Genomic DNA, 16,097 nt, shown 5'->3' with positions numbered 1-16,097 from the left:
GGAAAACTTGAGTGTCTACGCCAGCCATTAAGGTAACTGAATCATCTTGTGAAGTAATGAACTCAGCTGCGTAACGCATATCGGCAGCGCCACCAAACTCTTTAAAACCAATTAAATTTGGAAACTCACGGCGTAATTCAAAAAATAAATCTGCACGAGTTGCAAATCCATAATATGGGCTATTGTAAATCACCGAAGGTAAGCTTGGAGCTGCCTTTAAAATGGCAGAAAAGTGAGCTTTTTGTGCAGTTGGTGATGCCCCGCGTGATAGTACACGTGGAATAACCATAAGCCCTTGTGCACCTACCTTTTCTGCATGAGCTGCATGAGAAACTGCTTCTTTTGAATTAACTGCACCAGTACCAACAATTGTTGGAATGCCAGCAGCAACAAGTCGTGCTACTCCTTCTTGGCGTTGAGCTTCTGTCAATAAAGGCCAATCACCCATAGAACCACAATACACTACCGCACTCATTCCCGCTTCAATCAGCTCATGCCCTTTTTTCACAAGCGCGTCAAAATCTGGCTCACGGTTAGGAGTACATGGGGTCATTAGCGCCGGGATACATCCTGTGAAGATATTACTCATAATTATTCCTCAGTAATACAAATAAAACTCTTGGTAGTCGTACTTTCGAGTTAATCCATCTCAAAAGTTATGGAATGGGATTAATAGCTGCTTAATCATTCTTCATATATCGTATACGATATACAACAAAAAGAATAGTCTTCCTTTCCAAATTCTTTACCGACGTAAAAATTTATATAAAACAAACATTAATTTTAATAATCGAATTAAAAAGCAAAATTTAACTCATATTTTATTTAAAAATTGGATGTAAAAATTTATGGAATTTAAAAATTAGTGCTCAGAATAGAAATTAAATCCGAGTTTATAGGCGCTTAAAAAACAACCGTAGAACATTAGCCATTAGTCGCACCTCCCTATTTTTATTCATTTTTGCTGGTAAAGTGCTTTACATGGTTTGATACAACCTACTTAACTCAGATGCATAATTCACCTGTTCTTGCATCTGATGTTTTTTGAGCCTCTAGTCCGCTAGAGGCTTTTTTTATTATTGATTTAAATGCTGATATATTAAAATTCTAGACATAATTAAAGACAAGAAAAATGAATCGAGTTTTCAAATTAAGTATTTTAAGTTTTCCTGTTTTATTGTTAAGTGGTTGCATTGGCTGTTATAACCCGACAGGCTGTACTCGTGATGATTCCCCTTATTTCTATACAAAACAAATCACTCAAGTCAAAGGCGTAACAGTTCCTGTTGGAACAAAACTGGTTTATAAATCTCAAAATCCCAAACAGAAAGATGAGCAAACTGCACCACTTAAAGAAGAACATATAACAGGAATAAAGCTACCAAAAGATAGCGCTATACTTTGGGGAGGAATGCCTACCAATCATCTCCTTCAATTTGCTAATTCCCAAATGCAGGGATTTACAGCCTACCGAGCACAAGAAGCTCCCGCTGTATATTCCAATCAATTTTTAAAACTCTGGAAAGAATGTGATAGTGATTTAAATATTTCTATCAAAAATAAAAATGACTGGAGCTTTAATCCTTCAAATATGAAAATTATTGGATGCGGAATTAACTATCAAGAAAGAGCCTCATACAACACCAACAATCCAAGCCAAGATAAAGTTGATATTTTTCTCATCAAAATTAATCAGGCGTTGCAACAACTGCCCCAACAAAAAGAGTATCCAGTCATGCATTATTCCCAAAATTAAAGTCATAAAAAAGCCTGCATTTCAGCAGGCTTTTTTACTTCAAGATTTGGTTTAACAAACTTTAATTAAATAAATTAACCACAAGTTGCCTGAGTAATTTTCTTAGAAGCAGGATCAATAGTGACTGTAACTCGGTTTGTACGGTAATCCATAGTCATTGGTTGACCTGGAGCTACTTTACGCACAATTTCTGATTTAGTTTTTTGTTTAATTTGATCATCAGTCAGGCCAGATTGCCCCACTAATTTTTGAGCTTCTTCTGCTACACAGTTCGCTTGATTATCACGGAATAATTTCCATTCTTCAACGACTTGGCCATTTGGTAAATGACAATACCCAACCTGACCATTTGCTTCATTTCTAATTTCTAATTTGCCACCTTGTTCAACACAATATTGACTAGCTGGGTTTGGTGAACCAATTTTTGGTGGAGTTGAATCTTTATGTTGTACAGACGAACAAGCCGTTAACAAAACAAGCGCTAATCCAAGAAAGATAGTTTTTTTCATAATTTTTTGCTTCTTACTAAAAAAACTAAAGATATCAAAAAAATTCATGTTTCATATGACTTGTTTACAATTAAAAACTCACTTGAATGTTCTAGCAAAATAAATTTAATTTATTGGAAATTAAGATATTCCCCATTAAAAGCCATTTTTTGAATTATTCTATTCAGGTCTTTCTAAAATTCGAGCCCCTGATCCGTCTTGTCCTAAAATATCTTCAGGATTTCTTAATGGACATTGCTCTAATGATAAACAACCGCAGCCAATGCACCAGTCCATTTCATCTCTTAATCGAGTTAATTTTTGAATTCGATCATCCAAATTTTCTCGCCAATGACTCGATAAATCCTTCCATTGCTTAGCTGTTAATTTGCTACCAATCGGATACTGACTCAAAGCTTCTTTAATCTCATTTAAAGGAATACCTACTCTTTGAGCAACTTTAATAATCGAAATATATCTTAAAATAATTAAGGGATAGCGACGTTGATTACCATTCGTTCTTATACTTTTTATAAGGCCTTTTGCTTCGTAAAAATGAAGGGTTGAAACAGGAACCCCACTCCTTTTTGCAACTTCACCCACAGTCAAAACACGACTAGAGTCAGCTTTTTTATTTTCACTCATCACAATTGACCTCAACTTTACTTGAGGTTTATAAGAGTACATCTTTGTTTTGTCAAATAAATAACAGGGATTTTGTTATATGTTATGAGCCGCTTTTATCAAGTTATAGATCTTATCTGTAAAAGCAAAAGATAAAAAATGAATCTGATGATTAATCCATTTCGATCTATAAAATAACTTGCTATCAGTCAAATTTAAGTAATTAGTTTTGTAGAGTACAAGGACATCCACAAATCCAAAACATGTTGTAAACGAAAGGCATTGGGGCGCCTAATGGATAGACTTTAATTTGCTCGATCTTATAAGTTTTTTTACGTGATTCAATGTGAAGTATATTATCGTGACGTGCAATCACAATTCCCTTTTTATATAATTTTTTCCTTTCATTCTTTGCATCAAATTTATATACCAAAAAGTAAACTTTTTCTCCTACGCTAATCTTTGAATGATTAACCATAATGTAACCGTTACAATACTTACATTGCCAATCTTTCATATCTCAAATTATCACACGCTTAAATTAAAAAAACACACTGAATTTTATAGTATAAATTTATTAAAGATATAAATCTAAAGAAATACTTTAATTGAAAAAATAAGGTTTATTTGTGACAGATATCACAATAAAAACTTAAAATTATATTCAGATACATCAATCACTTATCAAAAAATATTTAAGGTTTATTATTTTTTAATATATAAAATCCACCCATAATTTATTTAATCATATAGTATATTTAACAATAACTTTAAGGTTAATTATAAAGATGACTTCAATATTTGGCACAATATTTATTTCATTATATTTAGCTTAGTATTAAACACATTAATAGATAACATTAAATTAATTTCACAGTAAAATTGAAAATAATTCATTTCACATTATATAAAAAATAAATATATAATGAATTGCATTACAATTTAATTTTTTTATTATGTCAACTCAACGTTTAAAATTAGAACTTCCATCTGGACATGATCAATTATTACTTCATTCTTGTTGCGCTCCTTGTTCAGGAGAAGTTATGGAAGCATTGATTGAATCAGACATTAAATTTTCAATATTTTTTTATAATCCTAATATTCATCCAGTAAAAGAATATCTCATCCGTAAGGAAGAAAATATTCGTTTTGCCGAAAAGCATAATATTCCGTTTATTGATGCAGACTATGACACTGACAATTGGTTTGCTCGAGCAAAAGGTATGGAAAATGAACCCGAACGTGGTATTCGTTGCACCATGTGTTTCGATATGCGATTTGAACGAACTGCCCTTTACGCATATGAACACGGCTTTAGTCTCATCAGTAGTTCGCTAGGAATTTCTCGCTGGAAAAATATGGCGCAAATCAATGACTGCGGAATTCGTGCTGCTGGGCACTATCCTGAAATTCAGTACTGGGATTACAACTGGCGTAAAAACGGTGGCTCAAGCCGTATGATTGAGATCAGTAAACGAGAAGAGTTTTATCAACAAGAATATTGTGGCTGTGTATATTCCTTAAGAGATACTAACCGCTGGCGTATGGGTAATGGGCGTGATCGTATTAAACTGGGCGTTAAGTTTTATAGTAATGCTATGGAAGAAGATTAATTTTTATGTCTCTTTAAGAATTAATTAAGGGATTCGGAACTATATTTATTTTTGATAAAAAAACGGCCACATCTGGAGAATGTGGCCAAAAGGTGTACTAAATAAGCTTTGATGTATTTAGATTAATTGGGCTAGCTTAAAATAATATTAATTAAAATTAATTTTTAAAAAATTTAATAACATCTCTATTTTTATATAACCAATTGATCATCATAGAAATTCATATCTAAGCATTTAAAGAATGATTAAATTTATCTAAATAACAAAACTTAGGCTATTATTTTTCTTGTAAATATTGTGCAATTTTTTGAATGTTTTCAACAATTTCATTAGGTGTGTGGGCTGCATAGCCAAAAAGTACCGCGGCCTTTTTGTTTGGCATCTGACAATATCTTGATAGTGGTTGAACAGCCAAGTTTAGAGCTGAACACTGATCAATAAATTCTTGCTCTGTCCACTCACCTTTTAACCAGCACACTGCATGAATACCTGAATCTGTAGGTTGAACACTAAGCATATCTGAAAGATGCTCATCAATCGCTTTAATCAAGGCTTGTTGGCGCTCATAGCAAGCTTTTCGAACTTTACGGACATGCCGAGCATAGTGACCTTTTTGTATAAATTGAGACAAAGCCACTTGCTCTAAATAAGAACTTCGAACATCGGTATAGTATTTAGCTGCACTAAACGTTTCGATCAATGCTTCAGGCACAACCATGAACCCTAAACGAAACTCTGGAAACATCATTTTGGTAAAAGTACCAGAGTAAATGACTCTTTGCTGCTGATCTAAACCTTGTAGAGCTTGAATAGGATGTGTGCCATAGCGAAATTCACTATTATAGTCATCTTCAAAAATCCATTTCCCTTGTTGAGATGCCCAATCGAGTAACGAAAAACGGCGGGCGAGACTTAAGGTTCCACCTACAGGAAACTGATGTGAAGGCGCGGTATAGACCAGTTTGCTTTTTGAATAACGATGAAGCATGTCAGAGACTTGCATTCCCTCCTCATCACTTTCAATTAAATTTACCTGTGCACCAAAACTTCGAAAAATGTTAAAAGCAGCGTCATACCCTGGTTCATCTAAACACACCGCATCATTCGCTTGAAGTAAAGCATAGGCCGTTAAATGAATAGCTTGCTGCGTCCCATTTACGATAATAATTTGCTCTTCGTTGCAGTTCAGCCCTCGGGTGGAGCGGACATATTCACAAATTGCCTGACGTAGAGGTAGATAGCCACGCGGGTCGTGAAATTGACCAAGCTGATAATACGACTGCCGCCAAGCTTGATTTAATAACTTTCCCCAAAGTTGATGAGGAAATAAATCAACACAGCCTACCCCTACATGGAACATTTTTTTCTTTTGACTTGACCATGACTGCTCTCGCCATGAATCCAATAAAGCTTCAATATTCGGATTAATATTTAACGATTGATGATTATTTTTAGACGTTTTTTTTGAATTTTCTTGAACATGTATTAACTGATCTGGCACAACCTCAGCAACATAGGTCCCCGAACTTGGTCTGGTAAATAAATATCCCTCATCAAGTAACCGTTCAAGAGCTGCCAATATAGAGTTTCTTGAAATTGACATCATCTCTGCTAGGGCACGACTTGAGGGTAATTTTGTTCCGGCAGTGAGTCTTCCATCTAAAATCGCATCACGTAAAGCTGAATATAGCCCATCTTTAATGTGGCCTTTTGGCAAAATCAAATGAGGAAAAGGCGCAGAAATTGAAGCAGCCATAACAAAACTGGTACTGTAAAAAATATCAAAAGTGTACCTTATAAAAATACCACTTTCAAAACTACACTTTAGTTGTCCATTTTCCATTACTTTAAAAATAGAGTGTGCTTTTTATGCAAAAACAAGATATTCAAATTGTCCCTGTTCAGCCACAAGACTATGCACAATGGGAAAATTATTGGCTTGCCTATCAAAATTTTTACCAAGTTAGTTTGCCTCCTCATGTCACAAAAATAACTTGGGATCGTTTTTTCGATGCAAAAGAACCTATGTATTGTGCTGTTGCCAAACAAGATGAACATATTTTAGGAATTGTGCATTATGTTATTCATCGTTCAACATGGGCAGAGAATAATTACTGCTATTTAGAAGACCTTTATGTTTCACCTGAAGCTCGTGGACAACACATTGGTAAGCAACTTATCGAATATGTTCAGAAGCAAGCCATTGAACAAAACTGCAACCGTTTATATTGGCATACACAAGAGACCAATCATACAGCTCAAAAACTCTATGACTGGATTGCACAAAAACCAGGCGTTATTGAATACCGTATGTCTTTAACCTAACAAGTAAAAACACCAAAAGCCTTAATTCTTTTGGTGTTTTATTTTTAACCCTAGAATAGTGTTTATTTACTTCTTGCTGCGAATAAGCTTACTCACCTTGTCATTCACAGTTAAACATTGGTTAAATGCTGCGAAGCGTTTGAGTTCTTGATCTAACTCGAAAAAGAAATGCTCTTTATCTTTCACTTTTTTTTCTAAATGTAAGCTAATTACCTCTAATTCTTTCACACTCCGATGTGCTTTACAGTCAATTCGGCCGACCAACTCATCTTGATAAAGAATAGGTAAACAAAAATATCCAAATACCCGTTTGGCTGCTGGTACATAACATTCGATTCGATAATCAAACTCAAATAAAGAAGTTAAGCGGTCACGATGAATGAGCGAATTATCAAAAGGCGAAAGTATTTTTAAACCAAAATCCGTCTCCACTTTTTGTTCTATTACAGCTACATCCACATACAGGGTTTGACCATCGGCAAGTTTAACCGCTGATACAACACCAGCATCAACCTGCTCTTTTAGCACAACACGCATAGCCTCTTTTAAATCATTTTTCTTTAAATGAACTAATTGCTTCCATGTGAAAGCCCCATGTGCTCGAAGCGTATTATTAAATAAATACTGCGCATATTCATAAAGCGTGGGCATTCTTAAATCAATATTTTCAGGCAAGCAACGCTCAGTCAAATCATAGACTTTTTCCATGCCGTTACGCTCACAAATCATCAGATCACCCTGCATATATAACTGCTCAAAAGCACGGCGACCCGGATCTGTATTCCACCAATTCCCTAAACTTTTTTTATTTTTCTTGTCAATATCACGTAGTCGAATTTTACCTTCGGCACGAACACGCGCCAATATTTCATTCATCAGGTGTTGATCACCTCTATTAAAATATCGGCTTTCCCCATTCTTAACCGACATCATGGCAGGTAAAGCATAGCGATAATCTTTCATAGGAAGATAAGACGCCGCATGGTACCAATATTCAAAAATCTGACGTTCACGAACCAAACTGTTTAAATGACTTAAATCGTACTCAGGCACTCGGCTCCACAATATATGGTGATGAGCTCGCTCTACAACCGATATGGTATCAATCTGTACATATCCTAAATGCTCAATAGCCTGTAAAGTGCCGTCCAGACCTTTTGCAAATCGACTGGTTTTTCCTAAACCTTGATTAAATAAAGTGAGCTGTTTCAAAGAAGAAGTCATAGAAATCAAATATTGTTGTATTCATTTAGAAGAGGAAAAAATTTCAGTTCTATCCTATCACTATTTCCTAATTTGCTTGTGCTTTAGCATCAGTAATTCTTTATAAAAAGAATCTCGGCCAACTCAACGTTTTACAGACTCATTTTAAAATAACTTTTGGGAGCCAATCTAATCACTAAAATAATAACCAATGCCACACTGGCTAAGTGAAAAAGCCATCCTGCTTTGTAAGCCCCGGTAAAATCATGCAAAATTGCAATAATCCACGGCGGAATTGCAGCAAGTAAAAAACCACCACCTTGCATCAGTGCAGATAAAGCACCTGCATGAATGGGTTCATCAAAATGGTCTAATGCAACTATAAGCGTTAATGCAAAACATCCTCCTAAGCCAACGCCTAAACAAATTGCCCAAAGCATAGCGGCGAACTCAGGCATAAAAGCTATTCCTGAAAAACCAACCATTTGCATTGCTAACGTAAACCATAGCCATGGACGTCGGTCTGTATATTTCCTAGCTAAAATAGGCAAAATGAGTGCTGAAGCTGCTTGGCTCAAGGCCAGAAGAGCAAGTAATTTCCCACTTTGTGCTGCGCTCCAACCGTGATCTTGAAAAGAAGGCGCTAACCAAGCTACGACTGATGAGTAGCCACCATTTACAAGCCCAAAGCAAGCCATTAATAACCAAGTTCGAGGTTGCTTTAATAACTTTCTTACAGGCGCACGATGAATGGATGAGCTAGCTTTTGTAGGTAAAAAAGCCAGCGCCAATATAAATGCAAACAAAGCTGGGACTGCAAAAAAAGCCAGTCCAATAGACCATAAACCCGTGATATTTGAAACTACAGGTGCTAACCATGCACCTAATGCTCCGCCTCCCATGAGCATGGCTGAGTAAAGACCCATCATCGGACCAATATGTTGGCTAAATTCTCGTTTAATCATGCCGGGAAAAGCCGCTTGTATCATCGCGACTCCGAATCCAATCCCTACGGCACTAAGAATTAATCCTTCGGCAGTAGGAAATAAAAATCGGAAAGCACATCCCGCACAAATGGTCAGCAATGCACCAAGAATAGCCTTTCGTTCACCGACAAAGTTTTGCAATATTGGCCCAACAAATGCCACGATTCCCATAAGCATCATCGGTAGCAAAGTAAGCAGTGCTACCCCTTGCAGGCTTAAGCCAGTGGCTGTTCGAATATTGGCAATCAATGGTCCAATACTTGTGATAAATGGTCTTAAATTAAGGCCCACCAAAGTTACCGTTACAACAAGTATGGGACGAGTCAAAAAAACGCCAGACTGCTTCATTCTTCTGAGCCTGAATGATTGGCTTGATAATTCTTCCAATGCACATAAAGATCAGTGCGGTTTTCAACTCTGATCGGTATATATTGAATTTTCATTGATTGCTCAGCAAACGGCTTGGCAAGCTCAATATATATTTCGGCTGTAGACAAACCAAATGGTGTTCCGTCTTCATTAGAATAAGCATAGCTCACCGACTTTATACCGGCTAAACGCATTGCAGCCATACACATTGGGCATGGGTGTCCACTTGCATACACAGAGCAGCCTTCTAGGTTGGCAGATCCTAAAATTTGACTGGCTGCACGAATCGCCAGTAATTCAGCATGTGCAGTTGGGTCATTCGTTGTCAGAATCTGATTTACGCCTGAAGCAATAACTTCTCCATTCTTTACCACCACAGCGCCAAATGGCCTGCCACCTTTTTCAATATTGTTATAGGCAAGCTCAATCGCATTACGTAAAAACTGTTCACCTTTTTCCATCACATACTCTCACTTTCTATTTTGCACCAGCTGCAAGAAGTCTTTTTTCAATTTCGCGGTATTCTCGTGAACGCGCATGTTGTAAAGGAGTTATCCCGTCTTTATCTGCCAAGTTCGGATCAGCACCTGCTTTCAATAAAAGCTCTACAATGTGTTGATATTTGGGTTCTCCATTTCCCAAAATGATGGCCTCAAGTAATGCCGTCCACCCCAAATTATTGACATGATTAACATCTACACCAGCGGCGATTAATGTACGAACTGTTTCGACATGACCTCGTTCCGCTGCTGGAATGAGCGCAGTTCCACCGTAACGGTTAATACTTTTTAAATCCGCATCATGCATGAGTGTCATTCTTAGAATTTTTAAATATCCCTGTGCACCAGCATATAAATATGGACTGTCTTGAATATTGTCTTTTGCATTTACATCAGCCCCAGCCTCTATCAGCATATGAGCAGCATGTACATTATTTGCTCTTGTTGCGACCATCAAAGCAGTTGAACCAGTTTCATCTCGCTCATCAATTAAGGTCTTTTGAGATAAAATCTGTTTGAGAGATTGAGTGTCATTATTTATCACTGCCTGATGTAAAGGATACTCACCCATTGCGTTCGTCATATTTATAAAACCCAAAGCCCCCAGTGCGACGATCAGATTCATCCATAACAATGACTTACGCATGGTGACCTCCCAATAGAAATTTATGGCAAAACATTTTGCAATTAGAATAAGCTTCACCAAAAGTATTTGGAAATTAAATTATTTAATCGATAGTATTAAGATTATGAATACTTATTTCATTAGCTTTTAAGTGTGGCGGTACCCAAGAATGTTTGATCCTCGCCTTTTACGTGCTTTCGTCACTATTTTTGAAACTGGCAGTTTTACTGCAGCTGCCGATCGATTACACCTGACTCAATCAACAATTAGTCAGCAGTTAGCTCGTCTTGAGGAATCAGTGGGACATGCACTTATAGATCGGACAGCACGACCTTTCAAATTGACGGTGTCTGGAGAATATCTGATTGGTTATGCACAAAGGATTTTGAGCCTTCAACAAGAAGCTGAAGCACTACTTAAAGATCCGGCAGGAAGTATTCCTATTCGTATTGGTTTACCAGAAGATATGATGAGTCCAGCAATGGCTGAAGTTTTTGGTATATTTGCCAAAGAGCATCGTTCCATTCGTTTAGACGTAACCTCTGGCTTGAGTCGCAACTTAACAGAACGTTATCGGAATGGTGAATTCGATATTATTATTGTCAAAGAACCTGCGGCCAGTGCTGATCACCACGCTACATTCCCAGAAGAAATGGCATGGTTTGAAAGCGAGAATTCAACAACTACATGGTCTGATCCCATGAGTTTAGTGACCTTTCCTCAAGGCGGACTTTATCGGGATGAGATGTTCGCAACGTTAGAGCGTGAACGGCGACGTTGGTATATTGCCTTTACGGGTAGTAGCCTAGAAAGCGTGTTAGTTAGTGTTGAAACTGGCTTAGGATTATCTTTATTGCCTGTGGCAACAACCCGTGGACGTCGAGTACGTCGATATGATGCATTAGGGACTGTCCCCCCTATGGTTGTTTCAATTTATACATGGGAAAAAGCTGGGATCATTTCCCAGCTTGTAGACAAGATGACCACTGTTTTACAAGAACGTTTTCAATCATCAATAAGTGTTTAACTTACCTCATTCAAACTTTCAGCAATCAGTTTTTCTGCCATTTCCTGTGTTTTTCTTAAGCCCGGCATACGGAACTCGGTATGACCATAATCTTGAATAGATTTCCAACGTCCACCCCAAGTAAGCCCAACCGATTCAGCAACTTGCCCATATAAACGATAGCCTTGCATAGCCCAAGGGTCTCTTTCAGAAATAACCACTTTTCCATTTCGTTTAAAGGCGACATCTGCTGCCAAACCAAATTGATGATAACTCTGATACCCTTTTGCTTTTGTCGTGTTCGGATTACCTGCCAACATATTCTGACGTACAGGACTACGATATCCCTCTAATAGAACCAACTCATAGCCATATTGTTCTTTCATGATTTTAAAAACCATGAGTAAACGCTGCTTATAACGCGGGTTCATTTTGCTCCATTTACGATCTACTAAACTGGTATCTAAAATAGCTCGGCCATCAAAACTCGTATTATCAATAGGTGAAGAATTAATGGTTCCACTATTTTGAGCAGAATATTGTTGCTCTAATTGTGTAGCCTCTACAATTGCGGCTTCAATTAGGCTTTCATCCACTTCTGGTGGTGGTGATAATATTTCACCGTTCAAAAGCGCGTAGATTTGAGGATCTGTTTTTTTGAGATATTCAGCTTCAATTCGAGTTGAGCTAATAGGTCGAGTAAAAGCAAAAACTAATATACTGGCAAACAAGAAAAATCCTGCAATAACAATCCACCACTGCTGTAAATGCCAATGGGATTGCAGCTTTTCAGGTGCAGCTGCCTGATTCATTGTTTGAGCAAATTGTCTAACCTGATTAAGCTGTTTACGGCCTTGCGGCAGTAATGACAAAACAAAATCTTTGCTTCTCGTCCTTAGCTCATAAGACATTAAAAACGCTAAACCAATTGCTAAGCATGTAAAGCAAAAGAAAATGAGAAAAATCATCATTTGTTCATTAATTCACAGCAAAAGGACTTCGTGTAATTTTAATATCTACCGATGCTTTAGGTGGTTCAACCTCAGCTTCGGGTTCGGCTGGAGCTTTATTCTCAACAACTGGTTTAGCCTGTGCTGCTTGTTGCTGCTGCGGTTTATTCACTGGCTTTTGCTGAGCCGGCTGTACCTTCAGTTGAGTCATTTTAGCTACGCCCGTCTGTGGTTGAGGCACAACCTGAACTTTCTTTTCACCCGTAAGCTGTTCGTCAAATGGAGAAACTCGCTGTTGATTGACAGTAGTAGGCTTATGCTGAGCAGGTTTAAAGATATTACTTAATTCATTATCTTTAGGTTGTTCAAAACCATCACGGCTCATTGAATCTGTTTCGTTGTCTTGACTGACAGCAACCTGATTTTGTTCATCAGAAGAATGAGTAGTTTCTTGATTTAAGATCTGTTCTTCTGTTGATTTACTCTCAATTGCTGTTGATTCTGACGAATACGGTTGAGACAAGAACAGGAATAGCGAGATGCTAACAAACACCCCGGCAATAACACCAATGACAATATAAAGTATTGGTGATTTCGGCTTTTTTTTATTCGATTGTAAAACTCGAATAGAAGTTGGTTTTTCCTGAGCCATTTCGTACCATCATCAAGGTAAATAAATTGTAATATGTGCTTGCTCTTGAGGAGCAGAAATCACATTTTGATAATTAGATAATGCTTTATCATTTTGATTATTCAGCATAAATCTTAGCCCTGCAAAGGTAAGCAATGCAAAAATCAATAAAAAGATCAAAATCCAAAAGAAAGGTACTTCACGATGAATAATATTTCGTATCTGATCGGGAATGGCCGAGAACGGCGAAAAGGCAACTTTTTTCCCTTTCAAATAGTCAATTTCGTCACCGACTCTTGATACTAGATGGTTGAGACTTTCCGTAGATTCGATTCGGTACTTACCCTGAAAACCTAATAAAAGGCAGTAATGAAATACTTCTAAAGCAGCTAGACGCTCTTTTCCACGGCTACGTAATTGTTCCAATATTTCAAAGAAGCGATAACCGGCTAACTGAGAACCAAACAAGCTCAATTGTAACGGGCTAATTAACCAAGCATTTTGCAAATTAAAATAACTTGGGTCTTGTTGCGTTACGATCGTTTCATCAATCAAAGCACAGAATGCATATTTAGCATCATGAATATCATCAGCTGAAAATTGTAACTTTTTAGCTTGCTGCTCAAATTGATTGAGTAAATTCAAGATTTTTTCACGAAACTGCTGAGCATCTGCTGGCACATACTGATTTCGAATCAAGAAAACTAAATAAAAGCCGTCATGCAATAAATCAATAAGATTGATTGCCTGTAGTTTTGCTTGAGACTGGCTATTATTATTCCCGCCCGTTCCAATTTGCCCATCATCAAATAAAGAAGGAGCACCTGTGGATTGTGACATTTTTCTCTCCTTTACCCTTAAGCGTTCATAACCGCAATCAGTTCAATACTGATATCTTGGAAACCAGCCGGAACATAAATACAAATCGTTTCTGAATCTAACATGCGCTGATAAAGTTCATGATGAGGTTCAATCTCGAAATAGCTCACACCAGAACGTACCGGTATTGCAGTTGGAACTTGAATTAAGTGATGCAATGGAATTGCAGGCAATGCAGCAACTACACGTTGTTCTACATCTAAAGTGCTACCGATCTTGAATCGTAAAGGCACAATCTGGATTAATTCATGTGTCTGCATTGCGCTACTTGATACTGCAATATAAAGTCGAGTGTCTCGAGTAATCTTATCGGTCTCAAGACTTCCCACCCAATATGAAGGTCGGATTTCTTTAAGCGCAATGCTGATATAACGACTCGAAATAATCGTATCGAGCAAATCACGTAGAATCGTGTCTAACTGCGAAAAACTTTCTTGTAAATTATGGTGTTTATAGGCAGGCAACTGATCGACATCATAGGCCGTCGAGAACGTTAATAATGAACCTGCTAAACGCAATAATTCGAAGAACAAACGCTCTGGATGAATTTGTGGATATTGCACAAAATGATTTAGACCAGCATGAGCTGTATTTAACGCATTTACTAACCAGAACGAAACGATATCACCTGAACGGAATTCAATTAATTTCTGTTCATTTTCTCGGTTATTGTTTTGAATCGTCTTAATTTTTGCCTTAATAACGTTCAGTGTTCTTTTTAAATTTGAAATGAGTGTTTCAGATGCATCCACGTGCAAAATTGGTGGAATAAACTTTCGGTCAATTTCAAAAGCACCCGAACTTTGACGTTTAATCTTTCCAATAGGCAGATATAAGAAACCATCCAGATTGTGGTCTGGATTACTATGTACATCTAATAATTTAAAAACAGCGCGGCGGCGTAGCAAACTAATATCTGCTTCGGTAGCATTCGTAAATAGATCATGCGTTTCGACAAGGTGTGATTGATATCTGCCCTTTTGCGCTTGGTTTTGATCAATTAGATTTTGCTTATTTGCTTGTAAGAGTGGCAATGCTAAATAAATTAGCATCTCACCACGTAAATTAAGATCATCCAATAAAATTGGCTCAGGCAATAAATCATATGCAGGCGCCTGATAAATTTCACCGTCTTGCCAGATCATCTCTACAGACTCAAGAGCAAGAATATGTGTGCTCAATTGAGCCTCATCGAAACTTAATTTCTGAATACCATACGAAAAAGGTACGACCGCACGAATCGTATGGTTCAAACGCTGTTCATGATAGGTATCTTGAATTTGGAAATGTTGAGGTCTTAAAAATAAACCTTCGCCCCATAGGACTTTTTCAGCTTTAAACATATGTCTTTACCAATCTTTATTCGTATTCATTTTTAGGCTGTACACCTAACATTTCCTGAACCATTTGTAATGGATGCTCATCTTTAATGACTTGTGCTAGCCATTCATGTAACGGCATTTGACTCCATTTAATGGTTTTTTGAAGCATATAACTCACAGGACTATGAGGCTCATTTGCCTGAAAGTAATCCGCAATTTCTTGCAACACTTTCATTGCTTGCTCACGATTCGCCAAATGTGTTTGAGCTTGAGGCTGAAAAGCAGGCTGATCTGAAACCACTTGTACAGGCACTTGATTTTCCATAGATGAACTCGTGATGACAGTCGCCTGCTCTTGGACTGGTGTAAGTCCAGTACCGAAAGCTTCTGCTTTATAAATCTTGCGTAATGTGCTGTGAATGGTTTCAAATGCTGAATCAATTGCACCAAAACTTGGTGAGTCGAGTCCCATTAAATGGTCAAGGGTTTGCTTTAAAACATCCCACTCGGTTAAGACTGAGCTAAAATCTTGATAATTAGAATATTGAAAAGTTTTAGACGTATTAAAAATAGCTTGATCGAACTGCTCTAACTCCGATGGTCCCGACTGACTATCGTACTCTTCAGTTTGTTTACGACGAATGTTCTCGTGATATAGAAAATTATCATAATCAAGCAAATTGTAATAAGGCACTGTATTGGTTAAAGAGACTTTCTTCAACAAGCCAGGCAACTGATTAATTAAACCCTGTAATAAACCAATGCGTTGATCTAAGTCATCATCTTCAATAACAGGATGAATTTCCTGCCAGTATTG

Annotated in this window: 18 protein-coding genes; 4 read left to right on the top strand and 14 right to left on the bottom strand. The window is 37.3% G+C overall.

Annotated elements, in window-relative coordinates; translation table 11 throughout:
* Window positions 1-589: dihydrodipicolinate synthase family protein (locus UC75_RS19505; protein WP_228136987.1), on the bottom strand; the 589-nt coding region annotated here is incomplete at its 3' end.
* A 543-nt stretch (window positions 590-1,132) separates the two neighbouring features.
* On the opposite strand from UC75_RS19505, the gene UC75_RS00825 reads away from it, so the two are divergent.
* Entirely contained in the window at window positions 1,133-1,756 is a 624-nt protein-coding gene (locus UC75_RS00825; protein WP_049836377.1) for a hypothetical protein, read from the top strand.
* A 74-nt stretch (window positions 1,757-1,830) separates the two neighbouring features.
* Here UC75_RS00825 and UC75_RS00820 read toward each other — a convergent pair whose 3' ends face one another.
* The 3 genes from UC75_RS00820 to UC75_RS00810 form a co-directional block, all read right to left on the bottom strand.
* On the bottom strand, window positions 1,831-2,265 hold the full coding sequence (locus tag UC75_RS00820) for an I78 family peptidase inhibitor (RefSeq protein ID WP_049837324.1): 435 nt from the start codon (window positions 2,263-2,265) through the stop codon (window positions 1,831-1,833).
* A 159-nt stretch (window positions 2,266-2,424) separates the two neighbouring features.
* On the bottom strand, window positions 2,425-2,892 hold the full coding sequence (gene soxR, locus UC75_RS00815) for a redox-sensitive transcriptional activator SoxR (protein ID WP_128825099.1): 468 nt from the start codon (window positions 2,890-2,892) through the stop codon (window positions 2,425-2,427).
* Between the two features lie 199 nt (window positions 2,893-3,091).
* Window positions 3,092-3,385 (bottom strand): hypothetical protein, encoded by a 294-nt coding sequence (locus UC75_RS00810; RefSeq protein ID WP_013198273.1) that lies wholly within the window; start codon window positions 3,383-3,385, stop codon window positions 3,092-3,094.
* A gap of 439 nt (window positions 3,386-3,824) precedes the next feature.
* On the opposite strand from UC75_RS00810, the gene UC75_RS00805 reads away from it, so the two are divergent.
* Window positions 3,825-4,484 carry an epoxyqueuosine reductase QueH gene (locus UC75_RS00805; protein WP_049836375.1) on the top strand — a complete coding sequence of 220 codons (660 nt, stop codon included), beginning with the start codon at window positions 3,825-3,827 and terminating at the stop codon, window positions 4,482-4,484.
* A gap of 277 nt (window positions 4,485-4,761) precedes the next feature.
* Here UC75_RS00805 and UC75_RS00800 read toward each other — a convergent pair whose 3' ends face one another.
* Window positions 4,762-6,240, bottom strand: a complete 1,479-nt coding sequence (locus UC75_RS00800; protein ID WP_049836374.1) for a PLP-dependent aminotransferase family protein — start codon at window positions 6,238-6,240, stop codon at window positions 4,762-4,764.
* Window positions 6,241-6,353: 113 nt separating this feature from the next.
* Between UC75_RS00800 and UC75_RS00795 the strand changes: the two genes are divergently transcribed.
* Window positions 6,354-6,809, top strand: coding sequence for a GNAT family N-acetyltransferase (locus UC75_RS00795; protein WP_049836373.1), 456 nt, complete (start codon window positions 6,354-6,356; stop codon window positions 6,807-6,809).
* Between the two features lie 66 nt (window positions 6,810-6,875).
* Here the strand turns inward: UC75_RS00795 and UC75_RS00790 are convergent, their stop codons facing one another.
* The 4 genes from UC75_RS00790 to UC75_RS00775 form a co-directional block, all read right to left on the bottom strand.
* On the bottom strand, window positions 6,876-8,033 hold the full coding sequence (locus tag UC75_RS00790) for a winged helix-turn-helix domain-containing protein (protein ID WP_049836372.1): 1,158 nt from the start codon (window positions 8,031-8,033) through the stop codon (window positions 6,876-6,878).
* 131 nt (window positions 8,034-8,164) lie between these two features.
* Entirely contained in the window at window positions 8,165-9,346 is a 1,182-nt protein-coding gene (locus UC75_RS00785; protein WP_049836371.1) for a cyanate transporter, read from the bottom strand.
* Complete coding sequence (locus UC75_RS00780) at window positions 9,343-9,828, bottom strand: nucleoside deaminase (protein WP_049836370.1); 486 nt, start codon at window positions 9,826-9,828, stop codon at window positions 9,343-9,345. The genes UC75_RS00785 and UC75_RS00780 overlap by 4 nt, the downstream gene beginning before the upstream one ends.
* A 16-nt stretch (window positions 9,829-9,844) precedes the next feature.
* A complete protein-coding gene (locus tag UC75_RS00775; protein WP_049836369.1) occupies window positions 9,845-10,513 on the bottom strand; it encodes an ankyrin repeat domain-containing protein in 669 nt (222 codons plus the stop codon).
* 148 nt (window positions 10,514-10,661) lie between these two features.
* Here UC75_RS00775 and UC75_RS00770 point away from each other — a divergent pair, with 148 nt between their 5' ends.
* Entirely contained in the window at window positions 10,662-11,519 is an 858-nt protein-coding gene (locus UC75_RS00770) for a LysR family transcriptional regulator (protein ID WP_049836368.1), read from the top strand.
* Here the strand turns inward: UC75_RS00770 and UC75_RS00765 are convergent.
* The 5 genes from UC75_RS00765 to tssA all read right to left on the bottom strand — a co-directional run.
* On the bottom strand, window positions 11,516-12,469 hold the full coding sequence (locus UC75_RS00765) for a M15 family metallopeptidase (RefSeq protein WP_005304046.1): 954 nt from the start codon (window positions 12,467-12,469) through the stop codon (window positions 11,516-11,518). The genes UC75_RS00770 and UC75_RS00765 overlap by 4 nt on opposite strands.
* A 7-nt stretch (window positions 12,470-12,476) precedes the next feature.
* The gene (locus UC75_RS00760; protein ID WP_049836367.1) at window positions 12,477-13,100 is read right to left on the bottom strand and encodes a hypothetical protein; all 624 of its coding nucleotides are present in this window, start codon (window positions 13,098-13,100) and stop codon (window positions 12,477-12,479) included.
* A gap of 12 nt (window positions 13,101-13,112) precedes the next feature.
* Window positions 13,113-13,919: a type IVB secretion system protein IcmH/DotU gene (icmH, locus tag UC75_RS00755; protein ID WP_004793176.1), complete on the bottom strand. Its 807-nt coding sequence runs from the start codon at window positions 13,917-13,919 to the stop codon at window positions 13,113-13,115.
* Between the two features lie 17 nt (window positions 13,920-13,936).
* Entirely contained in the window at window positions 13,937-15,301 is a 1,365-nt protein-coding gene (tssK, locus tag UC75_RS00750; protein WP_049836366.1) for a type VI secretion system baseplate subunit TssK, read from the bottom strand.
* Between the two features lie 16 nt (window positions 15,302-15,317).
* Window positions 15,318-16,097: type VI secretion system protein TssA (gene tssA, locus UC75_RS00745; RefSeq protein WP_228136986.1), on the bottom strand; the 780-nt coding region annotated here is incomplete at its 5' end.

It is taken from the genome of Acinetobacter sp. V2, assembly GCF_001188385.1.
GTDB classification, from domain to species: Bacteria; Pseudomonadota; Gammaproteobacteria; order Pseudomonadales; family Moraxellaceae; genus Acinetobacter; species Acinetobacter oleivorans.
The sequence above is the reverse complement of the archived record's forward strand: the minus strand, read 5'-3'. Positions and strand labels throughout refer to the sequence as shown.

Bases quoted from the DNA above. Each gene is read 5' to 3' on its own strand.
- tssK (WP_049836366.1), bottom strand. From the start codon at position 15,301: ATGTTTAAAGCTGAAAAAGTCCTATGGGGCGAAGGTTTATTTTTAAGA.
- UC75_RS00800 (WP_049836374.1), bottom strand. From the start codon at position 6,240: ATGGCTGCTTCAATTTCTGCGCCTTTTCCTCATTTGATTTTGCCAAAA.
- UC75_RS00795 (WP_049836373.1), top strand. From the start codon at position 6,354: ATGCAAAAACAAGATATTCAAATTGTCCCTGTTCAGCCACAAGACTAT.
- UC75_RS00820 (WP_049837324.1), bottom strand. From the start codon at position 2,265: ATGAAAAAAACTATCTTTCTTGGATTAGCGCTTGTTTTGTTAACGGCT.
- UC75_RS00790 (WP_049836372.1), bottom strand. From the start codon at position 8,033: ATGACTTCTTCTTTGAAACAGCTCACTTTATTTAATCAAGGTTTAGGA.
- UC75_RS00810 (WP_013198273.1), bottom strand. From the start codon at position 3,385: ATGAAAGATTGGCAATGTAAGTATTGTAACGGTTACATTATGGTTAAT.
- UC75_RS00780 (WP_049836370.1), bottom strand. From the start codon at position 9,828: ATGGAAAAAGGTGAACAGTTTTTACGTAATGCGATTGAGCTTGCCTAT.
- UC75_RS00760 (WP_049836367.1), bottom strand. From the start codon at position 13,100: ATGGCTCAGGAAAAACCAACTTCTATTCGAGTTTTACAATCGAATAAA.
- UC75_RS00770 (WP_049836368.1), top strand. From the start codon at position 10,662: ATGTTTGATCCTCGCCTTTTACGTGCTTTCGTCACTATTTTTGAAACT.
- UC75_RS00775 (WP_049836369.1), bottom strand. From the start codon at position 10,513: ATGCGTAAGTCATTGTTATGGATGAATCTGATCGTCGCACTGGGGGCT.
- UC75_RS00765 (WP_005304046.1), bottom strand. From the start codon at position 12,469: ATGATGATTTTTCTCATTTTCTTTTGCTTTACATGCTTAGCAATTGGT.
- UC75_RS00785 (WP_049836371.1), bottom strand. From the start codon at position 9,346: ATGAAGCAGTCTGGCGTTTTTTTGACTCGTCCCATACTTGTTGTAACG.
- icmH (WP_004793176.1), bottom strand. From the start codon at position 13,919: ATGTCACAATCCACAGGTGCTCCTTCTTTATTTGATGATGGGCAAATT.
- UC75_RS00805 (WP_049836375.1), top strand. From the start codon at position 3,825: ATGTCAACTCAACGTTTAAAATTAGAACTTCCATCTGGACATGATCAA.
- UC75_RS00825 (WP_049836377.1), top strand. From the start codon at position 1,133: ATGAATCGAGTTTTCAAATTAAGTATTTTAAGTTTTCCTGTTTTATTG.